This window comes from Nocardioides antri, assembly GCF_008373765.1.
GTDB classification, from domain to species: Bacteria; Actinomycetota; Actinomycetes; order Propionibacteriales; family Nocardioidaceae; genus Nocardioides; species Nocardioides antri.
Map to the genome: position 1 here is coordinate 668993 of NZ_VUJW01000003.1, position 21474 is coordinate 690466.

The 21474-nt window shown below is 72.2% G+C and carries 22 protein-coding genes; 8 read left to right on the forward strand and 14 right to left on the reverse strand.

All coding sequences use genetic code 11. The features are described 5' to 3' along the window. Nucleotides 1-9 precede the first annotated feature (9 nt). The 7 genes from F0U47_RS21105 to F0U47_RS09460 form a co-directional block, all read right to left on the reverse strand. On the reverse strand, nt 10-804 hold the full coding sequence (locus tag F0U47_RS21105) for a hypothetical protein (protein ID WP_188111301.1): 795 nt from the start codon (nt 802-804) through the stop codon (nt 10-12). Between the two features lie 58 nt (nt 805-862). After that, a complete protein-coding gene (locus F0U47_RS09435; protein WP_149750019.1) occupies nt 863-1741 on the reverse strand; it encodes a hypothetical protein in 879 nt (292 codons plus the stop codon). A 12-nt stretch (nt 1742-1753) separates the two neighbouring features. Further along, nucleotides 1754-2629 carry a DUF2510 domain-containing protein gene (locus F0U47_RS09440; RefSeq protein WP_149750020.1) on the reverse strand — a complete coding sequence of 292 codons (876 nt, stop codon included), beginning with the start codon at nt 2627-2629 and terminating at the stop codon, nt 1754-1756. Between the two features lie 112 nt (nt 2630-2741). Then, on the reverse strand, nt 2742-3092 hold the full coding sequence (locus tag F0U47_RS21110) for a hypothetical protein (protein ID WP_188111246.1): 351 nt from the start codon (nt 3090-3092) through the stop codon (nt 2742-2744). Nucleotides 3093-3251: 159 nt separating this feature from the next. Continuing rightward, nucleotides 3252-4244 (reverse strand): DUF2510 domain-containing protein, encoded by a 993-nt coding sequence (locus F0U47_RS09450; protein WP_188111247.1) that lies wholly within the window; start codon nt 4242-4244, stop codon nt 3252-3254. A gap of 70 nt (nt 4245-4314) precedes the next feature. Continuing rightward, nucleotides 4315-5385: a histidinol-phosphate transaminase gene (gene hisC / locus F0U47_RS09455; protein ID WP_149750022.1), complete on the reverse strand. Its 1071-nt coding sequence runs from the start codon at nt 5383-5385 to the stop codon at nt 4315-4317. 10 nt (nt 5386-5395) lie between these two features. Further along, nucleotides 5396-6316 (reverse strand): dimethylarginine dimethylaminohydrolase family protein, encoded by a 921-nt coding sequence (locus F0U47_RS09460; protein WP_149750023.1) that lies wholly within the window; start codon nt 6314-6316, stop codon nt 5396-5398. Nucleotides 6317-6406: 90 nt separating this feature from the next. Between F0U47_RS09460 and F0U47_RS09465 the strand changes: the two genes are divergently transcribed. The 4 genes from F0U47_RS09465 to icmF all read left to right on the forward strand — a co-directional run bounded on the left by F0U47_RS09465 (nt 6407) and on the right by icmF (nt 11300). Beyond that, nucleotides 6407-7090 carry a GntR family transcriptional regulator gene (locus F0U47_RS09465; RefSeq protein ID WP_149750024.1) on the forward strand — a complete coding sequence of 228 codons (684 nt, stop codon included), beginning with the start codon at nt 6407-6409 and terminating at the stop codon, nt 7088-7090. Between the two features lie 59 nt (nt 7091-7149). Then, on the forward strand, nt 7150-7551 hold the full coding sequence (locus F0U47_RS09470) for a phage holin family protein (protein WP_149750025.1): 402 nt from the start codon (nt 7150-7152) through the stop codon (nt 7549-7551). Continuing rightward, nucleotides 7551-8069 carry a low molecular weight protein-tyrosine-phosphatase gene (locus F0U47_RS09475; RefSeq protein WP_246159541.1) on the forward strand — a complete coding sequence of 173 codons (519 nt, stop codon included), beginning with the start codon at nt 7551-7553 and terminating at the stop codon, nt 8067-8069. The genes F0U47_RS09470 and F0U47_RS09475 overlap by 1 nt, the downstream gene beginning before the upstream one ends. Before the next feature lie 87 nt (nt 8070-8156). After that, a complete protein-coding gene (icmF, locus tag F0U47_RS09480; RefSeq protein ID WP_149750026.1) occupies nt 8157-11300 on the forward strand; it encodes a fused isobutyryl-CoA mutase/GTPase IcmF in 3144 nt (1047 codons plus the stop codon). 95 nt (nt 11301-11395) lie between these two features. Here icmF and F0U47_RS09485 read toward each other — a convergent pair whose 3' ends face one another. Then, nucleotides 11396-11740, reverse strand: coding sequence for a YrdB family protein (locus F0U47_RS09485; protein WP_188111248.1), 345 nt, complete (start codon nt 11738-11740; stop codon nt 11396-11398). 40 nt (nt 11741-11780) lie between these two features. On the opposite strand from F0U47_RS09485, the gene F0U47_RS09490 reads away from it, so the two are divergent. Continuing rightward, nucleotides 11781-12977 carry a flavin monoamine oxidase family protein gene (locus F0U47_RS09490; RefSeq protein ID WP_281290969.1) on the forward strand — a complete coding sequence of 399 codons (1197 nt, stop codon included), beginning with the start codon at nt 11781-11783 and terminating at the stop codon, nt 12975-12977. Here the strand turns inward: F0U47_RS09490 and F0U47_RS09495 are convergent. From F0U47_RS09495 to F0U47_RS09515, 5 genes are read right to left on the reverse strand one after another with little or no spacing between them, the layout of a single operon-like run. After that, a complete protein-coding gene (locus tag F0U47_RS09495) occupies nt 12967-13947 on the reverse strand; it encodes an alpha/beta fold hydrolase (RefSeq protein ID WP_149750029.1) in 981 nt (326 codons plus the stop codon). The two genes, F0U47_RS09490 and F0U47_RS09495, sit on opposite strands and share 11 nt — an antisense overlap. Further along, on the reverse strand, nt 13944-15419 hold the full coding sequence (locus tag F0U47_RS09500) for a wax ester/triacylglycerol synthase family O-acyltransferase (RefSeq protein WP_149750030.1): 1476 nt from the start codon (nt 15417-15419) through the stop codon (nt 13944-13946). Before F0U47_RS09500 ends, F0U47_RS09495 begins: the two co-directional genes overlap by 4 nt. Further along, entirely contained in the window at nt 15416-17050 is a 1635-nt protein-coding gene (locus tag F0U47_RS09505) for an AMP-binding protein (protein ID WP_223162705.1), read from the reverse strand. The genes F0U47_RS09500 and F0U47_RS09505 overlap by 4 nt, the downstream gene beginning before the upstream one ends. 8 nt (nt 17051-17058) lie before the next feature. Beyond that, nucleotides 17059-17850: a lysophospholipid acyltransferase family protein gene (locus F0U47_RS09510; RefSeq protein ID WP_149750031.1), complete on the reverse strand. Its 792-nt coding sequence runs from the start codon at nt 17848-17850 to the stop codon at nt 17059-17061. Further along, the gene (locus F0U47_RS09515; RefSeq protein ID WP_149750032.1) at nt 17847-18656 is read right to left on the reverse strand and encodes an esterase/lipase family protein; all 810 of its coding nucleotides are present in this window, start codon (nt 18654-18656) and stop codon (nt 17847-17849) included. The genes F0U47_RS09510 and F0U47_RS09515 overlap by 4 nt, the downstream gene beginning before the upstream one ends. Before the next feature lie 191 nt (nt 18657-18847). Between F0U47_RS09515 and F0U47_RS21115 the strand changes: the two genes are divergently transcribed. The 3 genes from F0U47_RS21115 to F0U47_RS09525 all read left to right on the forward strand — a co-directional run bounded on the left by F0U47_RS21115 (nt 18848) and on the right by F0U47_RS09525 (nt 19900). Continuing rightward, nucleotides 18848-19012, forward strand: a complete 165-nt coding sequence (locus F0U47_RS21115) for a hypothetical protein (RefSeq protein ID WP_188111250.1) — start codon at nt 18848-18850, stop codon at nt 19010-19012. 73 nt (nt 19013-19085) lie between these two features. Continuing rightward, complete coding sequence (locus F0U47_RS09520) at nt 19086-19382, forward strand: type II toxin-antitoxin system VapB family antitoxin (RefSeq protein WP_149750033.1); 297 nt, start codon at nt 19086-19088, stop codon at nt 19380-19382. 5 nt (nt 19383-19387) lie between these two features. Next, entirely contained in the window at nt 19388-19900 is a 513-nt protein-coding gene (locus tag F0U47_RS09525; protein ID WP_188111251.1) for a LytR C-terminal domain-containing protein, read from the forward strand. Nucleotides 19901-19921: 21 nt separating this feature from the next. Here F0U47_RS09525 and F0U47_RS09530 read toward each other — a convergent pair whose 3' ends face one another. Then, complete coding sequence (locus tag F0U47_RS09530) at nt 19922-21442, reverse strand: potassium/proton antiporter (protein ID WP_149750035.1); 1521 nt, start codon at nt 21440-21442, stop codon at nt 19922-19924. Between the last annotated feature and the right edge of the window lie 32 nt (nt 21443-21474).

Here is a 21474-nt window from a genome sequence, read left to right on the forward strand (position 1 = left end):
CGCGCCGTCTCAGGCCAGCTGGAACTGGTTGACGAGCCAGGTCGAGTTGTCGTCGGACGGCACCACGATCCAGGTCGCGGTGTAGGTCGTGCCGGTGGTGTCGGTCGAGTCCTGGACCGACGCGACCAGGGTGTAGGAGCCGTCGCCGTTGTCGACGGGCTCCTCGAACTCGTCGTACTGGACGGTCGACATCTCCTGGTCGCCCGCGTCGCGCTCGCACGCCCGCTGGCTGCCGTACGTGCTGCCCCACCACTCCTCCGTCGAGAGGCCTTGCACGGCGAGGCAGTTGCCCTCGACGAGCGAGTTCAGGTAGGCGATCGCGGTGATCTCGGCGTCCTCGAGCGGCGGGGTGCCGGCGTCGGTCGTCAACTCGGTCGTCAGCTCGGTGGTCGGCGTCGTGGTGACCTCGGTCGGCGACGTGGTCGGGGAGCTGGCCTCGGTGCTGGCGGTGATGGTCCGGGTGACCTTCGGGGTGGCGTCGTCGTCACCGTCGTCGTCGGTCAGCAGCCCGATCGGCCAGAAGAGGACCGCGATCAGGATGAGGACGAGCAGCAGGACGCCGCCGAGGATGCCGAGGATCAGGCCGAGCTTCTTGCCACCGCCACCACCGGTGGGCGGGGCGGGATAACCGCCGCCGGGCGGGTAGCCACCGCCACCCCCGGGCGCGCCGTACGGCGGCGGGGGCGGCGGCTGCTGCGGGTAGCCCTGGGGGTAGCCGGGCTGCTGCGGAGGTACCCCGCCACCGCCGGGCGCCACCTGGGTCGGGGGGAGGTCACCGGGCTGGCCGGGGTACTGGTTGCTCACGGGGGAAGGCTAAGGCCTGGCACCGGTCAGCCGGGGCGGATTGCGCCGGGAACCGTCCTCAGGAACGAGCGCCGTGCGCGGGCCGGCGCGTGAACAACGAGACGACGAACAGCGCCACCGCCACGACGAGCCCGATGACCACCGCGCCCAGCGCGGTCTCGTCGAGGGACTGGACGACGACCTCGATCACCAGCCGTGCGAGATCGCGCTTCTCCGGCTCCACCTGGTCGACGACGACGTCGGTCACCGGAGGCGTGAGGAGCAGGACGAGGCCGCCGCCGAGCACGACGCCGATGGCACAGGCCGCGCCGGTCCGCAGCCGCCCGCGCAGTCCCGGCGCCACGAGCACGGCGAGGGTGACCAGCCCGGCCCAGAGCAGTGGGACCCACAGGGCGAGCCCCTCCAGGACCTGGTAGAGCCCGCGCGCCTCCTCGAGCTTGGACTCCGGCATGACCGGCAGCGGCAGTGGGGTCTGCGGAAGGTCGACCGCCGGGATCCCCGCCTGCTCGAAGAACTCCGCGAGGACCTGGTCCAGCAGCGGCCGCAGGTCGACGACCACCCAGCCGTCGTCGTCGAGCTGGTGGTCCCGCTCGTGGACGATCGCCAGGAACTCGCGGTGGGTGTCCGCGTTCGCCTCGCGCCAGAACTCAGGGAAGCCCGGGCTCTCGATCACCGCACGCGTCGACGTCTGCACCAGCGCGTCCACGCCGCCGGGCACCAGGGCGTCCGGCACGCGTGACCGCAGGTCCGCCATCGCGGCGTTGGCCACCTCGACGGAGAGCCGCTCCCGCAGCTCCTCGTCCTCGGCGAGCGGAGCGACCGTGTCGACGTACGCCTCCGTGCTGTCGACCTGCAGCGACAGCCAGGTCGAGGTGATCCCCAACGGCACCAGCACCGTCGAGAGGACGACCGCGAACGCGGCCAGGACGAGTCGCATCCGGGGGACGCGTCAGAAGATGCCGACGGAGTCGGACTTCTCCGCGTCGACCTTCCAGTCGCCGTCCTCCTTGACGAGGTAGATCGTCCCGTCCTGCTCGCCGCCCTCGAAGTAGTCCTCGACGCTCTCGTCGTCGCCCGTGTACTCGGTCGTGGAGGTGAACTCGACCTCGGCGGTGTCGTCCTCCTCCTTCACGTCACCGATCTCGTACTCGGTCTCGAAGTCGTCGAGGTACTCCTCGAACTCCTCCTCGTCGTACTCCGGGCTGTCCTTGACGGCGTCCTCGACGTCGCCGCACTCGTCGATGTCGAGATCTTCGAACGCCTGCTCCTGGTCGTCCTTCGTGACGAGCTCACAGGCGCGCCCGAAGTCACCGTCGACGGACGCCTCGAGGTAGTCGTTAGCGACGTCCTCGGGGCTGCCGCCACCGATCACCGAGAACAGGACGACGAGCAGGATGACCACCAGGAGGAGGGCACCGATGGCGCCGCCGATGATCGCGATCAGCTTGCCCTTGCCGCCGCCGGACGAGCCGCTGCCGCCGGAGGGGAAGCCGCCGTACTGCTGCTGGCCGGTCGGCTGGCCGTAGCCTCCGGCGGGTGCGCCGTACCCGCCCTGCTGCGGCTGCTGCGGCTGGCCGGACTGGCCGGACTGGCCGGACTGGGGATAGCCGGAAGCGCGGTTGGGAGCCACCTGGGTGGGCAGGTCGGCGCCGGGCGTGCCCGAGGGCGGCGACGAGGGCGCGGCGGGCGCTGCCGGAGCGGCGGGGGCGCCGCCCTGGGGAGGCTGGGTGTGCTCGGTCCACTGGTTGCCGTCCCACCAGCGCTGGCCACCCTGGCCGTCGGGGTACCACCCGGGAGGGGTCGAGGGCTGGTTGGGGTCGGACATCGCGCGCTCCTGCAGGTCGGGACGGCCCGTCAGGCGAAGGCCGCAATGGCCGGAATCATTGCATGGCGGGGCGTACCCCAAACGTCAGACGCCGCTGGGAAGTCGACCGGGCCTAGTTGGTGAGGCTGATGATGAGGACGATGGCGACCATGGCGATCAGCGCCAGCGCGGTCAGCAGACCCATCAGGAAGCCGATGGTGCGCTTCTTGCTCGGCGGCGGGGGCGGCAGCGCCGGGCCGTGGCCGCCACCGGCGTACCCACCGGGAGCGCCGACGGGCGCACCGCCGGGGGCGCCGCCCTGGAGGTACGCGGGCGGCTGTCCCCCGGGCTGCGGCGGGTACCCCTGGGGCGGCGGCGCGGCCGGGTAGCCGGGCTGTTGCGGGTAGCCCTGCGGGGCCGGCTGGCCGGGGTAGGGCGCCGGCTGGCCGGGCTGGGGCGGGACACCGTACGGGGGCTGGCTCATGGGTCAAGACTGTGGAGACGAGTCGCTCCTGTCCACCGAATCGCCCGAATTCCCTACCAGGGGCCGAACTTGGACGAGAAAACTCGCGCTTGGCCGATGAACCTTCGTACGCCCAGCGCGAGTTTCACCGGCCGGCCGGTGAAACTCCCGCCGGCCCGGCTACGGAGTGACAGTGAGGTACTCGGAGAACTCCGACAGGTAGGACTCGATCTCCGAGGGGTCGGTCGGGAAGCTCGGGATCTCGATCCCGTCCGTGGGGATGGACAGCTCCGGCGTGGAGAGTGGCGCCGACGGGCTGTCGGCCCCGTCGGTGCCCTCAGTGCCCTCGGTGCCGCCGTCCTCCTCCTCGAAGGAGTCGATCTTCCACTCCTCGTCCTCCACCACGAGGCCGAGCGGCACCTCCTGCTCGCCGAAGCCCTCGATGGTGAGGTTCACCGGGACGGACGCGGTCGGCGGGTCGGCTTCCTCGTCGATCGTCGCCTCACCGACCTCGGCCTCGAACTCCCCGGCCTCCATGAAGTCCTCTTCGTCGTCGCAGTTCGCGTCGTTCTCCTCGATGAAGTTCTGGCTGACGAGCTCGAGCGCGGCCTCGCAGTCGCCGTCCCGCGCCGCGTCGAAGAACGCCTCGACGACCTCCTCGGGCGGGGTGTCGGGCAGCGAGCTGTCGTCACCGCCGCCGCTGTCGCCGCCCCCGCCGTCGCTGTCGTCGTCCCGCAGGAAGACCGCCCACGCGCCGACCGCGAGGACCGCGATCAGCACGATCGCGCCGACGACGGCGAGGACGATCAGCAGGCCCTTGTTGCCGCCGCCGGACGACGGCTGGAACCCAGGGCCACCGGGGCCACCGGGGCCACCGGGGAACGACGGCTGCGGGACGGCGCCGTACGGCGCCACCGGCTGGCCCGACGGCGGGCTCGGCGGCGGGCTCGAGTGCGGACCCGAGGGAGGCTGCCCGCCCTGCCAGCCGGGAGGGCCTTCGTGCTGGCCGAGCGGCCGGGTGGGCTCGGGAGGGGCCCCGCTCACGACGGTGGCCTCGGCCGGTCCGGCGGAGCCGGGCTGCACGTGGTCGGTCCACGCGGCGCCGTCGTACCAGCGCATCGTGCCGTTGTTGTCGGGGTACCAGCCGGGCTGGCTGGGGGTGGGTCCGGGCACCGGGACTCCTCGCGACATCGGTCGGGTGTGGCCCAACCGTAAGCCCTCGCCGGCAGCCGGACGGGGACCGTCAGGCCGGTGGCGCGAGGCGGCCGAGCAGCTCGACGAGCCGGTCGGTCGCCTCGGGCTCTCCCACGCTGACCCGCACGCCCTCGCCGGCGAACGGACGTACGGCGATGCCCGCCTCCCCCGCGGCGGCGGCGAGCTCGGCCGTCCGCTCGCCGAGGTCGAACCACACGAAGTTGCCCTGTGGCTCGGGGACCCACCAGCCGGCGGCAGTGATCCCGGCGACCAGCCGGTCCCGCTCCGCGACGAGGGACTCGACCCGCGCGAACAGCTCGTCCTCGGAGGCGAGCGACGCCACGGCAGCCGCCTGGGCGACGGACGAGACCCCGAACGGCAGGGCGACGGCACGGAGCGCGCCGGCCACGTCGGCCGACGCGACGGCGTAGCCGACCCTCAGCCCGGCCAGGCCGTAGGCCTTGGAGAACGTCCGCAGCAGCACCACGTTGGGGTGGGCGCGGAGCAACGCCGGCCCGTCGACGGGGTCGGCCATCCGCACGAACTCGAGGTAGGCCTCGTCGATGACGACCAGCACGTCCTCCGGGACCCCGGCGACGAACGTGGCGACCTCGGCGTGACCGAGCGCCGGCCCGGTCGGGTTGTTGGGCGTGCACAGCAGGACGACCCGGGTGCGCGCGGTGATCGCGTCCGCCATCGCGGCCAGGTCGTGGCGGCCGTCGGCCGTGACCGGCACCCGGACGCCCGTCGCGCCGGACGCGGTGACCGCGATCGGGTAGGCCTCGAAGGACCGCCACGCGTGGACCACCTCGTCGCCGGGTCCGCAGTAGGCGGTCAGCAGGTGGTAGATCAGCGCCACCGACCCGGTGCCGGCGGCCAGCTGGTCGGTGCCGACGCCGAGCTTGGTGGCGAGCGCGTCGTAGAGCGCGGCGCAGCCCATGTCGGGATAGCGGTTCATCGCCGCCACCGCCTGCTCGGTGGTCGCCAGCACGCCCGCCAGCGGTGGGTAGGGGTTCTCGTTCGACGAGAGCTTGTAGGTCGTCAGCCCCGGCTGCGCCGTCGGCGGCTTGCCAGGGACGTACGGCGGGATCTCGCGAACATGGGGCAGCGGCTCGACCATGCTCGCGACCCTATGCCGCGGTGAACTCTTCCGCAGGCGGCAGGACGACCTGGCCGCCCGGCACCGGCGTGAGCTCGCGACCGAGGGTGATGTCGAGCGGGTTCGTCATGCAGCGGATCGAGCCGCCGCCGAGGTGGAACTCCGAGACGTCGACGAGCACGATCTCGAAGCCGCGCTCCTCGAGCCAGGCCCGGATCCGCGGCGGGCAGGCGGGCATGACGACCGTGCGGCCGACGACGACCGAGTTGGCGAGGAGGCTGCCGACGGCCTCCTCCTCGGTGATGACCAGCGGGTCGGGCACGAGCGCGAGCAGGGCCTCGGCGGAGGCGGGCTCGAGGGCGTCGGGACAGATGATCGCGCGGCGCTCGTCGAGCGGGCAGAAGGCGAGGTCGAGGTGGTACATCCCCGGGTGGGTGATCCGGACCCCGCGCACGGTCACGCCGAGGTCGGCAGCCAGGTGCTTGAGGGCGAGCTCGTCGGTCCGCGGGCCGACACCGACGACGAGGTCGCCGCCGAACGGGAAGGCGTCGCCCGCCTCGAAGTGGGCACCCACCCCGTCGCGTCCGACGTACGACGTCGCGAACCCGTGGGTCTCGAACCAGCGCTGCGCACTCGGGGTCTCGTTGCGCCGCTGCGGAAAGCGCATGTGGGACATCACGACCGACCGGCGTCCGGCGCCCTCCCACTCGGGGCGCAGCAGGACCAGGCCGAGGTTCATGGCGTAGACCATGTCGGGGCTGTCGGGCCGGCCCGGGATCACGTCGACCGTGGCCCCGGCGGCGCGGAGGGTGTCGGCGAGCTGCTGCCACTGAGCGGTCGCCCGCTCGGGGTCGGGCTGGACGGCAGGATCCATGAAGGGGTTGATGGCGTACTCGATCCGGTACTCCGTCGGTTCCACCATCGCGTAGTGCCGACCCCACTCCAGCGTCATTCCAGCTCCCCTCTGCGGCTTCTCGGATTGTCAGACAATCTGACAATGAGACAGCATACAGGTCACGGGCAGGTGCGCGACAATGGCCGCATGCCGACCGCGCAGCCCCCGTTCGACTCCCTCAGCGTCGAGCACGCCTCGACGGTCGAGCGCGTGACCGCCGAGCTGCGGCGCGCCGTCTTCGAGGGCGAGGTCGAGAGCGGCACCCCGCTGCGGGAGCTCGCGCTCGCCGAGTCGCTGGGCGTCTCGCGACCGACCGTCCGTGAGGCCCTGATGGCACTGGTGGCGGAGGGCCTCGCGACCCGCGAGCCCAACCGGGGCGTGAGCGTCGCGACCCCGCGGGCCGAGTCGGTCCGCGACGTCTGCGCGGCGCGGTGGGTGCTCGAGGGCGCCGGCGTCCGGGCGTGGCCAACGGCCTCCGACGAGAACCGGAAGCGGGTCCGCCTGACCCTCGAGGCCTACACGACCGCGGTCCGCAGCGGGCGGGCGTCCTACGAGGAGCTCAACGAGCGCCACCTCGCGTTCCACGTCTCCCTCGTGGAGCTGACCGGCAGCCCGCGCTTGGTCCAGATGGCCGAGAGCCTGATGGACGAGCTCAAGCTCGCGCTCGCCCAGGTCGACCGGGTACGCCGCAACGCGCACGACCAGGCCGAGTCGCACGAGCCCCTGGTGCGTTTCCTCGAGGACGACGACCTCGAGGGCGCCTACGAGTTCCTGCGCCGCCACATCGACGACGCGGCGGACGAGATCGTCGAGGCGCTGGCCCTCACCTGACCGGTGGGTCGAGGACGTCGTCCTGCGGCCGTCTCCAGACCCGCTGCCACACTGAGGCCATGCTCGCGTTCCTCGCCCGCTGGGCGATCACCGCTGTCGCACTCGCCCTCGCCGCCCAGGTCATGGACGGCATCTGGTTCAGCGGGGCCCGCTCGGGGCAGGCCGAGATCGAGGACAAGCTGCTGCCGCTGCTCGGCGTCGCCCTGATCTCCTGCCTGGTGACGGCGTTCGTGAAGCCGGTGCTGACCCTGCTGTCGATCCCGCTGATCCTGCTCACCCTCGGGCTCTTCCTGCTCGTGCTCAACGCGCTGCTGCTGATGCTCACCGCTTGGCTGGCCGACCTCGTCGACGTCGGCTTCCACGTCGACGGGTTCTGGCCGGCCGTCGGCGGCGCGATCATCATCGGCGTCACCACCTGGATCCTCGACGCGATCGTCGGCGTCGAGGACAAGGACGACTAGTGCCGGCGCTGCCGCCGCCCCGCACGCCGGGGCGCTACCGGATCGCCCTCGTCTGCCTCGGCAACATCTGCCGCTCCCCGATGGCCGACGTGGTGCTGAGCGACCGGGTCGCCGCAGCCGGCCTCGGCGACCGAGTGACCGTCGTCAGCTCCGGCACCGGCGACTGGCACGTCGGAGGGCCGATGGACAGGCGGGCGGCGGGGGTCCTCACCCGCGAGGGGTACGACGCCACCACCCATCGCGCCCAGCAGGTCCGCGCCTCGTGGCTGACCGAGTGCGACGTCGTGCTTGCCATGGACCGCGAGAACCTGCGTGACCTGCGAGCCCTCGGCACCGACGCCGCCGAGCCCGAGCGGCTCCGCCTGTTTGGCGACTTCGACCCGCTCGAGCCCGGCGCCGAGGTCCCGGACCCCTACTTCGGCGACGGCGACGGCTTCGAGACCGTGCTCGCCATGGTGGAGCGCACGAGCGACGCCCTGGTCACGGCGCTGGCGGCCGAGCTGCGCGGCACCTCCTGACCGTCACGCGAGGCGGGACTTGGAAGAACTAGTAGGACGCCCTACTATTTTCCTAGGACGTCCTACTAAATGAGGTGACCCGCCCCCATGGCGCTGCACAAGCCGACCCACCCGATCCGCCTGGTGACCGCGTCGAGCCTGTTCGACGGCCACGACGCGGCGATTAACATCATGCGGCGGATCTTCCAGAGCCAGGGGTGCGAGGTGATCCACCTCGGGCACAACCGCTCCGTCGCCGAGATCGTCGAGACGGCGCTCGAGGAGGACGTGCAGGGAGTCGCCGTCTCGTCGTACCAGGGTGGCCACGTCGAGTACTTCGAGTACCTCGTCGAGCAGCTGCGCAGCCGCGGCGCCGGCCACATCAAGGTCGTCGGCGGCGGTGGCGGCGTCATCGTCCACGACGAGATCGACCGGCTCCGGCAGTCGGGCGTCACCATCTTCTCCCCCGAGGACGGCCAGCGGATGGGCCTGCCGGGGATGATCAACACCGTCGTCCGCGACTGCGACACCGACCTCTGGGCGACGCGTCCGGCGACCACCGACGAGGTGCTGGGGGGCGACCGCACCGCCCTGGCCCGCATGATCACCGGCATCGAGACCGGCGCTGTCGCCGACGACGCGCTCGAGGAGCTGCGGCGGGCGTCGACCGCCCGGGCAGTCCCGGTCCTCGGCATCACCGGCACCGGTGGCAGCGGCAAGAGCTCGCTCACCGACGAGCTGGTCCGCCGGCTGCGGATGGACCAGCACGACAAGCTGCGCGTCGGCGTGCTCGCTGTCGACCCGACCCGGCGCAAGGGCGGCGGCGCGCTGCTCGGCGACCGGATCCGGATGAACAGCCTCGACCTGGACGGACCCGGGCTCGACCGCGACCACGTGTACTTCCGCAGTCTCGCCACCCGCGGCGCCCACGAGCTGCCCGACCACCTCACCGACGTCATCGCCGCGGTCAAGGCGGCCGGCTTCGACCTGGTCATCGTCGAGACGCCGGGCATCGGCCAGGGCGACGCCGCAGTGGTGCCGTTCGTCGACACCAGCCTCTACGTCATGACGCCGGAGTACGGCGCCGCCTCCCAGCTCGAGAAGATCGACATGCTCGACTTCGCCGACGCCGTCGCCATCAACAAGTTCGAGCGCCGGGGCGCCGCGGACGCCCTCCGCGAGGTCGCCCGCCAACTGCTCCGCAACCGCGAGGCCTTCGGGCAGCGCCCCGAGGACATGCCGGTGTTCGGCACCTCGGCCGCGACGTTCGACGATGACGGCGTCACCGCGCTCTACCAGTTCCTCCGCGACCACCTGGCCGAGCACGGTCTCGCGGCCGACGAGGGCGCGCTGGCTCCCGTGTCCGGCAAGACGTCGACCCGGATCCAGCAAGTGCTGCCGCCCGACCGGGTCCGCTACCTCTCCGAGATCGCCGGCACCGTCCGCGACTACCACCGGCGGACCGAGCTCCTCGTCGACAAGGCCCGCCGGGCGCAGCGATTCGCGGCGGTGGCTGCCGAGGTCCCGGAGGCGAAGGAGCTCGCCGAGCGCGCCGTCAACGACCTGCCGCAGGAGCTGCGGGACCGGCTCGACGAGTGGCCCGCCCTCGCCGCGAGGTACGCCGAGGACGCCGGGCGCGAGTCGCTCTCCGGCAACAAGATTCCCCGCGTCGCCGTACCCCGCTTCGAGGACCACGGCGAGCTCGTCCGCTTCTGGCGGCGCGAGAACCTGCCCGGCTACTTCCCCTTCACCGCCGGTGTCTTCCCCTACAAGCGCGACAACGAGGACCCGGCCCGGATGTTCGCCGGCGAGGGCGACCCGTTCCGCACCAACCGCCGGTTCAAGCTGCTCTCCGAGGGCCAACCGGCGACCCGGCTGTCGACGGCGTTCGACTCGGTGACGCTCTACGGCCGCGACCCCGCGGAGCGACCAGACATCTACGGCAAGGTCGGCACGTCCGGCGTCAGCGTCGCCACGCTCGACGACATGTTGGCGCTCTACGACGGCTTCGACCTCACGTCACCGACGACGTCGGTGTCGATGACGATCAACGGGCCGGCACCGACGGTCCTCGCGTTCTTCCTCAACACCGTCATCGACCAGGCCCGCGACAAGGGCATGGACCCGGCCGAGGCGCTGCGGGTGGTGCGCGGCACGGTCCAGGCCGACATCCTCAAGGAGGACCAGGGCCAGAACACCTGTCTGTTCTCCACCGAGTTCAGCCTGCGCTGCATGGCCGACATCCAGGAGTGGTTCATCGAGCACGGGGTGCGGAACTTCTACTCCGTCTCGATCTCCGGCTACCACATCGCCGAGGCCGGGGCGAACCCCATCAGCCAGCTCGCGTTCACGCTCGCCAACGGCTTCACGTACGTCGAGTCCTACCTCGCGCGGGGCATGGACATCGACGACTTCGCGCCCAACCTGTCGTTCTTCTTCTCCAACGGCATGGACCCGGAGTACACCGTCATCGGCCGCGTCGCCCGCCGGATCTGGGCGGTCGCGATGAAGGAGCGGTACGGCGCCAACGAGCGCTCGCAGAAGCTGAAGTACCACGTGCAGACCTCGGGCCGGTCGCTCCACGCCCAGGAGATGGCCTTCAACGACATCCGTACGACGCTGCAGGCCCTGTGCGCGATCTACGACAACGCCAACTCGCTGCACACCAACGCCTACGACGAGGCCGTCACCACCCCCACCGACGAGTCCGTACGACGCGCGCTGGCGATCCAGATGATCATCAACCGCGAGTGGGGCCTGGCCATGAACGAGAACCCGCTCCAGGGCTCGTTCATCGTCGACCAGCTCACCGACCTCGTCGAGGAGGCCGTGCTCGCGGAGTTCGACCGGATCTCCGAGCGCGGCGGCGTGCTGGGCGCGATGGAGACCGGCTACCAGCGGGGTCGGATCCAGGACGAGTCGATGCTCTACGAGCACCGCAAGCACGACGGCTCGCTGCCGATCATCGGCGTCAACACGTTCCGCGCTCCCGAGGCCGGCGACGGCACGCCCGACCACGTCGAGCTCGCGCGGGCGACCGAGGACGAGAAGCGCTCCCAGCTCGAGCGGGTCGAGACGTTCCGGACGGCGCACGCCGACGAGGCGGAGACCGCGATCGCCCGGCTCAAGGAGGCGGCCACGAGCGGCGAGAACGTGTTCGGCGTACTCATGGACGCCGCACGGGTCTGCACCCTCGGGCAGGTGACCGAGGCGTTCTTCGAGGTGGGCGGCCAGTACCGCCGTAACGTCTGAGGCCAGCCGACAGCGAGGAACGAGCTGTGGGCGTCGGTCGAAGAGTTGAGGGCGCGACCGCGCGTCTCGAAACCTGAGGTCAGGCGCGACCGTCCTCACTCCCGGTCGACGAGCACCCGGATGCTGGGGAGCAGGGCGAGGCCGTTGACCACGACCGAGAACCCGAGGAACACGACGGCCCAGGGCTCGTGACCGGCGTCCCAGAGGGCGGCGGTGGCGAGGCCGAAGACGATCACCTTGGCGACGGGGCGGACCAGCGTGCCGCCGTACCGGGCCTTCGGCGAGGCGAAGAAGTACCACGCGAGCATGGGGGCCAGGGGCAGCAGCCAGACGAGGAGCCAGCGCGGGTCCTGCTGCCAGCCCCAGACCCCGAACGCCGTCATGGCCAGCAGCTCGTCGACGAACACCAGCGCCAGGACGGTCCACCCGAAGATTGCCACGCGGCGATCATGCACCCCTCGGATGGGCCATGCTGGCACCGTGCGGATCGGCGTGGTGGGTGCGGGACTGGCGGGACTGGCGTGTGCGTGGAAGCTGCACCGCGCCGGTCATGACGTGGTGGTGCTCGAGGCGCGGGACCGGGTGGGCGGCCGGACCTGGTCGACGACGCTCCCGAACGGGGTCGTGGTCGAGCGGGGCGGTGAGTGGATCGACGCGGACCAGCACACGATCCGGCGGGCCTGCGCGGAGCTCGGGCTGCCGCTGGCGCCGCACGGCGTCCGCTTCCACCGTCGGCGGGTGAACGGCGAGGTGCCCACCCTGGCGACGCTCGAGCGCACGCTGGCCGACGTCGCCGCCCGGATCCCGGACGGCGACACGACCGTGGCGGCGGCGTTCGAGGAGGCCCTCGGACCGGAGTACGGCGCCGACCCGGCCTTCCTGCGGATCGCCACCTCGACCGCGGGCGACCCGGCCGCGGCCAGCGCCCGGTTCCACGTCGCGCGGGCCGAGGGTGCCCGGGTCGACGCGGCCACCCGGGTGGTCGGTGGCAACCAGCGGATCGCGGAGACACTCGCGGCCGGGCTCGGCGACCGGGTCCGCCTCCGGACGCCGGTCGCGGGCGTCGCGGTCGAGGGCCGGCACGCGGTCCTGACCACGGACCGGGAGTCGCTGGAGCTGGACCGCGCGGTGGTCGCCGTACCGCTGGCGCTCCTCGACGACCTCGGGTGGGAGCCGGGCTTCCCCGAGCAGTGGCAGACCGGACTCGAGCACCTGGTCACCGGCACCGCCGTGAAGCTCTCGGTCCCGACCGCCGGCAGTGCTCACCCCGACGGCGTCCAGCACCCCGAGCTGGCCTGGTGGGCCTGGAACTCCCTCGACCCGGCGGGCGACGGAGGCGTCCCCGCCGTCTCCTGCTTCGCGGGCGGTCCTGCCACCCGGGACCGCCTCGAGCTCGCCGACGGCCCGGCCCGCTGGGTCGAGGAGCTCGGCGCCCTGCGCCCGGACCTCGACCTGGTCGCCGACCAGGCCCTGCTCACCGACTGGGAGGCCGAGGCGTGGACGCGGGGCGGCTACTCCTACGTGCTGGCCGGCCGCTCCCCCGCTGCCGCGGCGCTGCTGCAGCGACCGGCGGGGCCCCTGGTCCTCGCCGGCGAGCACACGGCCGGCCCACACTCGGGGACCATGGAGGGCGCCCTCCTGAGCGGCGTCCGCGCCGCTCGCTCGATCACCGGGTGACGGCGTCCTCCACGACCTGCTCGACCACGGAGTCGACCAGCTCGAGGAACACCGGCTTCCACCGCGGGAGGTCGAACACCAGCGACGCGTGACCACCGGGTGAGTAGCGCACGATCGCGTGCGGGATCCGGGCCGCGAGCTGCCGCTGCCGCTCGGTGGGGATCGCCCGGTCCCGGGCGGTGACCAGGACGCCGGTCGGCACGGCGACGTCACCGATCCACGCGGTCGCGTCGAACTTGCCGAGCTCGGCCATCACCACGGGCAGCGACCAGAGGCTGGTCGACCGCAGCTCGGCCATGCACCAGGCCCGGAGGTCCGCGTCGGCTGCTGCTTCCTCCCCGAGCGGCGGCAGGGCCGAGGCGTGCGTCTGCACCTTGTCGGCGGCGACCGAGAGCAGGCCTTCGTTGGCCATCCGCAGCATGAGGAAGAAGACCCGCTCGCCCAGGTGCCCCTGCCACCGGGCGGAGGTCGAGCAGAGGACCAGGCCGGCGACGCGGTCGGGGTGCCGGTGCCAGAGCACCTGCGCGCTCGCGCCGCCCATCGAGTAGCCGACCACGATCGCCCGATCGATCCCGAGTGCGTCGAGCACGGCGACGGCGTCGTCGGCGCAGTCGTCGAGCGTGAACGTCTCCGACAGGATCCCCCGTCCGTGCCAGCGCTGGTCGAACGTCACAACGCGGTAGCGCCGGCTCAGCTCGTCGAGCACCGAGAACCACGTGAGCGACCCGGTGGTCGCTATGCCGTGCATGAGCAGCAGCACCGGCGCGTCCGGTGTCGGACCCGGCAGGTCCAGCACGTGCGTCGTCCCCCGGTCCGGCAGGTCGAGCGGGCGCGCCGGCGGCGGCACGGGTACGTCGGGCGTCGCGCCGTCCGCAAGCCGGCGCAGCCCACGGACCAGCGCCTGCCCACCCACGCGCGCGGCGGTGCGACCGGCCCGGGCTGAGTGCCGGCCGATGGTCTCGAACGTCATGCAGACTCCTGGTCCTTGTTGGCGTCGTTGTCGCCAGCGACGGGCTCGGCCGCGGCGCCGGGCTCGGGCTTCCCGAGCAGCTCGGCCAGCGCCGGCCGCAGATACGACGCCAGCACCTCCACGTCCGGCAGCAGGTCCGGGCAGGCGAGCAGCGAGAAGTTCATCCGGTCGACGTACGACCAGACGGTGACGTTGAGGCCGATCCCCTCGACCAGCGGGCCGACGCTGAAGACGTCGGCGAGCTGGGCGCCGCCGATCTTCACCCGCTCCCGCGGGCCGGGCACGTTCGAGACGATCGCCGAGAACGGCGCGTTGTGGAAGCGCGCCCCTCGGTGCCGGCTGTAGGCGCGGACCAGTGCCGAGACGGGCGCGGGCGGCGTGAACTGGGACCAGTCGGCGAGCGAGGTGCCGAGGTGCCGGTTCATCGCCTTGGCGTGGCGGGCGGTCTCGGAGATCACCCGCAGCCGTTCGACCGGGTCGTCGACGTCGGTGGCGAGCGTGGTGAACATGTTCGACACGTTGTTGCCGAACAGCCGCGGGTCGCTGTCGCGGGGGTCCATCGCCACCGGCACACCGGCGGTCAGCGAGGCCCGCGGGTGCTCGTCGTGGGCGTCGAGCCAGCGCCGGAGGGCCCCGGAGGTCACGGCGAGCACCACGTCGTTGAGGGTGAGGCCGGCGACCGAGTCGGCGTGGAGGCGGCGTACCTCCTTGAGGTCGGCGAGCGGCAGCGTGGCCGTGGCGAAGGTCCGACGCGCGGTCAGCGGGCCGTTGAACGAGGTCGGCGGGGCGTCCTTGATCGGCAGCGGCACCCCGCGGGACTCGCGGTGCCGGTAGCGCAGCATCCCGGTCAGCGCCCGGGCCGTGCGCGCCAGCAGGCCGGGGATCACCAGCAGCTGGAGGGCGGCGTCGCGCAGCGCCTCGAGGACCATCCGGCGCCGGGACGGCACCTCGTCGCCCTCCGCGGACTCCGAGAAGAATCCCGGTCGGAGCTCGGCGGAGCCGACGTCCATCACGTTGGCGAGCATCGCGTTGGCCGCGGCGCCGTCGGCCAGCGCGTGGTGGATCTTGCCGACGATCCCGACCCTGCCGTCGGCGAGGCCCTCGCAGAGGTGGATCTCCCACAGCGGCACGCTGCGGTCGAGGGGCGTGCTCGCAATCTCGCCGATCAGCCGCTCCAGGTCGCGCATCGAGCCGGTGCCGCCGACGTCGTGGCGGTGGAAGTGACGGTGCGGGTCGAGGCGGCGCTGCGTCACCAGGACCGGGTGGTTGAGCGCGAAGGGCACCGGCACGACCCGTCGCCGCAGCGCCGGCATCCGCCGCAGCCGGAACAGCATCGCCTTCACGAGGTTCTCGTAGGTCATGTCCGGGGTGGGGTCGACGACCGCGATCTTCAGGGTGTGCATGTGCATCGCGGGCGTCTCGAGGTAGAGGAAGCCGGCGTCGGCTCCCCTCATCCGCGTCACCGGGCTCACGACGACACCTCCGGTAGGTCGCGGGCGACCACCTTGCCCGACGCGTTGCGTGGCAGCTCGTCGATCAGCACGACGTCGCGCGGCACCTTGTAGCCGGCGAGCCGGGCCTTCACGTGGGCGCGCACGTCGTCCGGGCTGACGGCGTCGGGCTCCGTCGGTACGACGTACGCCGCCAGCCGTTGTCCGAACGCCTCGTCGTCCACGCCGACGACGACGACCTCGCGGACGGCGGACAGCTCGCCGATGGCGCGCTCGACCTCGACCGGGTAGACGTTCTCGCCGCCCGACACGATCATGTCGTCGTCGCGCCCGACCACGTAGAGGCGGCCGTCGGCGTCCATCCGGCCCACGTCGCCGGACACCATGAACCCGTCCAGGGACTCCTTCGTGTCGCCGGCGGTGTAGCCGTCGAACTCCGACGCCCCGCGCACGACGATCCGGCCGACCTCGCCGACCGGGACCTCCCGGCCCTCGTCGTCGACGAGCTTCACGGTGGTTCCGGTGACGGGGCGCCCGGCGGTGTCGGAGGCGTGCCGCAGGTCGGCGGGCGACGCGACGCTGATCTGGCCGGCCTCGGTCGCGTTGTAGCTGTTGTAGACCTTGTCGCCGAAGCGGTCCATGAAGGCGGTGACCGCCTCGCCGCGCATCCGCGAGCCGCTCGCCGTCACGAACCGCACGCTGCTGAGCGGGTAGCGGTCGAGCACCTCGGCCGGGAGCTCCATGATGCGCTCGAGCATGACCGGCACCAGCGCGATGCCGGTGGCGCGGTGCTCGTCCGCGAGGGCGAGCGTCGCCTCCGGGTCGAACCTCCGGCGGAGCACGATCGTGCAGGCCATGGTCGCCGCGATGACGAGCTGGCCGAAGCCCCACGCGTGGAAGGTCGGCGCGGCAACGACGACCGTCTCCTCGCCATGCCACGGGATCCGCTCGAGCATCGCCGCCAGCTCCTGGGGCCCACCGCCGCTGCGGGACGCTCCCTTGGGCGTGCCGGTGGTGCCCGACGTGAGCAGCACGACGCGGCCGGGCCGGGCCGGCGGCGGTCGCTCACCGCGGTGCGCGGTGATGAGCTGCTCCGCGGTGACCTCGTCGCGGGTCGCGCTCTCGTCGTCGACCCAGCTGAGCACCTCGGTCAGGGCGGGGATCCGGCTCCGCGCGTCGGCGACCAGACCGGCGAACTCCTCGTCGTAGACGATGAGGGTCGACTGCTCGCGCTCCAGCACCTCGGCGAGCTGCGGACCGGAGAACCCCGTGTTGAGCAGGAGCGCCGGTACGCCGAGCCGGCCGGCCGCCAGGAACGCGTCGACGAAGCCGCGGTGGTTGCGGCACAGGATGGCGACCGACGTGGGTGCGTCGCCCTGCGCGGCGAGCCCTACGGCAAGGGCGTCGGCGCGGTCCTGGATCTCCTGCCAGGTCAGCGAGCCGCGCTCGTCGACCAGGCCGGTGCCGTCCGGCCGCCGGTTGGCGGCGAGCGCGAAGCCCGTGGTGGCGTGCGGCCCGTAGGTGCGCAGGATCCGCGTCATCCCCACCAGCTTCCGCGGTCCCATCGGCGCGATCATTCGGCTGCGGAGCAGGTGACCGGTGGCCCACAGCTGCATGCGCAGCCCCTTCCCGGCAGTCATCCCGTCAGTCATCCCGGCACTCATCCCAGCACCGGGAACTTTCGCTCGCGGGCCAGCTGGTCCAGCGCCTCCTGCATCCGCGCGCGGACCACCTCGTCGACCTCGGCGATGTCGGGATCGGGACCGAACTCGACTTCGATGTCGATCGGGTCGAGCACCTGGGTGACGATCTTGGTCGGCAGCGGCACGTTGAGCGCACCGGCCGGCATCAGGCCGAACGGGAAGCCGAACGACAGCGGCATCAGGTCGGACCGCATCAGCTTCCGCAGGGGCGACAGCCGCCCGAGCCACTCCCCGCGGGTGAGGTGGAACTGCGCCTCCTGACCACCGATCGACACGACGGGGACGATCGGGACACCGGTCTCCAGTGCGGTCCGCACGTAGCCCGTGCGCCCGGCGAAGTCGATCACGTTGGCCTTGAGCGTCGGCCGGAACGTGTCGTAGTCACCACCGGGGAACACGATGGTGACGGCGCCCGAGGCCAGCACCTCCTTGGCGCTCGCCCGGTCCGCCGGCACGAAGCCGAACTTCCGGAAGAAGGGCCCGCCCGCGCCGGTGAAGAGCATGTCGTGCGCCAGGCAGTAGAGCGGGCGGTCGGCGCCGAAGGTGTCGGCGAACGCCACGGCGATGATCGGCACGTCCATCGCCATCAGTCCGCCCGAGTGGTTGCCGACCATGAGCGCGCCGCCGGCCGGGACCCGGTCCATGTCGCGCACCTCGGACCGGAAGTAGCCCTTCATCGCGATCTTCAGCAGCGGGAGCACCGTGGCGATGTAGGCCGGGTCGCGCTGCGCGAGGAGCTCGTCGCTCATGCCCCGGCCCACTTCCTGAGGAGCGCCGCGCGCCAGGAGAACTCCTGCCAGCTCTCGGGGTCCTGGCACAGCCGGTCGACCACCACGTCGAGGACGAGCGGGTTGGCCACCATGCCGACGTGGCTGCTGGGGACCACGACGTTCTCGGCCGCGGGGTGGTCCGCCACGTCGACGGCACAGCCGCGCCACGGCACGATGCCGTCGGTCTTCGAGTAGACCGCCGTGCACGGCACCGGCAACGGGCCGCGCAGCAGCTCGATCATCGGGCGGGCGCGTTCCGAGAGCCCGTGCCGGCGGCGGGAGCGCTCGAACATCGCGGTCGCCCGCGTCCGCTCGCCGTCGGCCCGCCACGGGGAGCCGAGGCACACGATCTGGCGGACGTCGCCCGGGTAGGTGTGCGCCAGCCAGCGGGCGAGGACGCCGCCGAAGCTCCAGCCCACGACGCTGACCGGCTCGTCGTACTTCTTGCGGATCTCCTCGAACCGCGCCGCCAGGCCGTCGATCAGGGTGTCGGTGAGCCCGATGTTCGGGCCCTGGCCCCACCCGTGCACGCGGAAGTCGTGCCGCCGGAGGTGGCCGCGGAGGCGGCCGGTCATGCCGTCGGTCGCCCGGAAGCCGGGGATCACCAGCACCGGGCGGCCGTCCCCGCTGGGCCGCCGCGGCGCCACCAGGTCGACCGCGTGGGAGGCCGCGAGCTCGCCGGCGAGGCGCGGGAGCTCGAGGAGCAACAGGGCGCGGGAAGGGCCGGAACCGGCCACGCGAGCACCCGCGCCGTCAGCACTCTTCTCGGCTTCGAAGTCGTACACCGGGTCTCCCGCACGTCTAGAACACGTTCTATTTTCCCTTCGAGTATGCGTCCCCGGCCGCCCTCGCGCCAACCCTTGGGGCCTGTGACCTCGGTCCCGACCCGGGAATGTAAGGACAATCACGGGCCAGGACACCGATCCGTAACCGCCGGTTCGTTGAAACGGGGATTTCGGTGGGCACTCTTGGGGACATGGACGACACGAACTCCTCCGAGGCCCGCAGCCTCGAGCGCCGCGCCACTCTCCGCTCCCGCCACGCCCAGGGCATCACCCGGCTGATGGCGCAGCGCGCCGACCTGCGCGGCGTCCACGCTCTCGCCGACTTCGTCGACGACGCGGTGCGCTGGACCGTGTGAGCCGCTCGAGCGGCGGCTCCGCGCGCCCGACGTCCTCTAGGTCGCTAGGAGGTCCCTCCTAGACTCGGCCCCCGTGATCTTCAAGCGCGTCGGGAGCGACCGTCCGTACCCCGACCACGGGTTGGGCACCAAGGAGTGGGCGTCCGTGCCGCCGCGCCAGGTGCGGCTCGACGAGCTGGTCACGACCAAGGACACGCTGCAGCTCGCGGCCCTGCTCGACGAGGACTCGACGTTCTTCGGCGACCTCTTCGCCCACGTCGTGCTGTGGCGCGGTGACCTCTACCTCGAGGACGGCCTCCACCGCGCGCTGCGCGCGGCGCTCCAGCAACGGAGCGTCCTGCACGCGCGGGTCGTCCGGGTGGAAGACTGAGCCACGTGGATGGCAAGGCACGTACCCGGTCGGCAGTGACCCTGACCGTGCTCGCGGTCCTCTTCGTCATCGGGGTCGCCTGGGCATGGTCGACGGTCACCGAGCCGTTCCCGGAGCCCGAGGAGCAGCCGGCGTGCGTGGAGTCCTCGTTCGCCGCCGGGGACCGGATCACGCCCGGCAACGTGCTCGTGAACGTCCTCAACGCCAGCAAGACCGAGGGTCTCGCGGGCGAGACGATGGACGCGCTCGTCCGGAAGGGCTTCGCCGAGGGCACGGAGGGCAACACCGCCGCGTCGACGACCGACCGCGGCGTGGTCATCTGGACGACCGACCCCGACGGGCCCGCTGCGGCCCTGCTGAAGTCCTACTTCGGCCCCGGGACCGAGATCGTCGAGCAGGCGACCGCGGAGCCGGGGATCACCGTCGTCGTCGGCGAGGGATTCCCAGGCGTCAAGGACGGCAAGAAGGGCGTCAAGGCCAAGGACGACAGCTCCGTGTGCAGCCCGCCGGCGGTGTGAGCGAAGGCGTGCGCCGGGCCCTCACTCGCTGCGGGGCTCACCGGCCGGGTCGGCACCGAGCCACTGCGCCAGCCGGCCGCCCGCGCTGACCTGCCGGAGCCTCCGCTCGGTCGCCTCCCGCAGCTTGCGCGGGGTCACGACCAGCAGCTCGTCGCCCTGCCGGAGCACCGTGCGTCGCTCCGGGACCAGCGCCTGGCCCTCGCGCACGATCAGTGCGACCGATGCACCGGGCGGCAGCCGCAGCTCGCCGATCTCGACGCCGTGCAAGCGGGAGCGGGGGCTGATCGCGACCTGGAGCATGTCGGCGGCGACGCGGTCGAGCGGTGCCGCCTCGAGCTCGATGTCCCGCGGCTCCGACCGCCTCGCCACCCGCAGCACCTTCGCGACCCAGGGCAGGGTGGGGCCGGTCAGCACCGTGTCGATGACGACGAGCACGAAGACGATGTCGAAGAGCAGGTCGGCCTGGTCGACATCCTCCGCCAGCGGGATGGTCGCCAGCACGATCGGCACCGCGCCGCGGAGGCCGGCCCACGACAGGAACGCGAGCTCGGGCAGCGACATCCGCTTCACGACCGAGCTCATCAGCACCGACAGCGGCCGCGCGATGACGGTCAGGATGAAGCCGGCTCCGATCGCCATCGCCAAGGTCTCCCAGGTGATCCGGGACGGCGACAGCAGCAGGCCGAGCATAACGAACAGCCCGATCTGGGCGAGCCAGGCGAGACCCTCGGAGAACGACCGCGTCACCGACCGGTGCGGGAGGTCGGTGTTGCCGAGGACGAGCGCGGCGACGTAGACCGCGGCGAAGCCGCTGGCATGGACGGCGGCCGCGGCGCCGTACCCCAGCAGCGCCAGGCAGAGCACGGCGATCGGGTAGAGGCCGGACGCCGGCAGGGCCGCGCGGCGCATGATCCACGCCCCGCCGAAGCCGGCGGCCAGGCCGATGAGCACACCGGCCGCGAGCTCGAACACGATGATCCCGGCCAGCACGAGCGGGCCGTGGTCCGCCGCGGCGCCGGTCGAGATCAGGACGACGAGCACGACCGTCGGCGCGTCGTTGAAGCCCGACTCCGCCTCGAGGGCGCCGGTGATCCTCCGCGGCAGCGGGACCACCCGGATCACGGAGAAGACGGCAGCCGCGTCGGTCGGGGAGGTGACCGCACCGAGCAGCACCGCCAGCTCCCACGGCATCCCGAGCACGTAGTGGGCGGCGATCGCCACCACCGCGACCGACACCGTCACGCCGATGGTGGCGAGCGCGAACCCCAGCTTCACCGAGCTGCGGGTCTCCCGCCAGTTCGTCGTCAGGCCACCCTCGGTCAGGATGATCGCCAGCGCGCCGAAGCCGATGGCGTGCGCCAGCTCGGCGTTCTCGAAGCCGATGCCGATCACCGACTCGCCGAGCAGGACGCCGATCAGGAGGTAGACGAGCAGGCTGGGCAGGCCGGCGCGCGAGGAGATGCGCACCGCCAGGACCGCGAACAGGGTGACGGCCGAACCCACCAGCAAGAAGGTGTCGAGCTGGTCGACGTCGAAGGTCATGTCACCTCGGCTGGCGGTGGAGTCGGGGCGCG

Bases quoted from the DNA above. Each gene is read 5' to 3' on its own strand.
- F0U47_RS09435 (WP_149750019.1), bottom strand. From the start codon at position 1,741: ATGCGACTCGTCCTGGCCGCGTTCGCGGTCGTCCTCTCGACGGTGCTG.
- F0U47_RS09440 (WP_149750020.1), bottom strand. From the start codon at position 2,629: ATGTCCGACCCCAACCAGCCCTCGACCCCTCCCGGGTGGTACCCCGAC.
- F0U47_RS21110 (WP_188111246.1), bottom strand. From the start codon at position 3,092: ATGAGCCAGCCCCCGTACGGTGTCCCGCCCCAGCCCGGCCAGCCGGCG.
- hisC (WP_149750022.1), bottom strand. From the start codon at position 5,385: ATGGTCGAGCCGCTGCCCCATGTTCGCGAGATCCCGCCGTACGTCCCT.
- F0U47_RS09460 (WP_149750023.1), bottom strand. From the start codon at position 6,316: ATGACGCTGGAGTGGGGTCGGCACTACGCGATGGTGGAACCGACGGAG.
- F0U47_RS09465 (WP_149750024.1), top strand. From the start codon at position 6,407: ATGCCGACCGCGCAGCCCCCGTTCGACTCCCTCAGCGTCGAGCACGCC.
- F0U47_RS09470 (WP_149750025.1), top strand. From the start codon at position 7,150: ATGCTCGCGTTCCTCGCCCGCTGGGCGATCACCGCTGTCGCACTCGCC.
- icmF (WP_149750026.1), top strand. From the start codon at position 8,157: ATGGCGCTGCACAAGCCGACCCACCCGATCCGCCTGGTGACCGCGTCG.
- F0U47_RS09495 (WP_149750029.1), bottom strand. From the start codon at position 13,947: ATGACGTTCGAGACCATCGGCCGGCACTCAGCCCGGGCCGGTCGCACC.
- F0U47_RS09505 (WP_223162705.1), bottom strand. From the start codon at position 17,050: ATGACTGACGGGATGACTGCCGGGAAGGGGCTGCGCATGCAGCTGTGG.
- F0U47_RS09510 (WP_149750031.1), bottom strand. From the start codon at position 17,850: ATGAGCGACGAGCTCCTCGCGCAGCGCGACCCGGCCTACATCGCCACG.
- F0U47_RS21115 (WP_188111250.1), top strand. From the start codon at position 18,848: ATGGACGACACGAACTCCTCCGAGGCCCGCAGCCTCGAGCGCCGCGCC.
- F0U47_RS09530 (WP_149750035.1), bottom strand. From the start codon at position 21,442: ATGACCTTCGACGTCGACCAGCTCGACACCTTCTTGCTGGTGGGTTCG.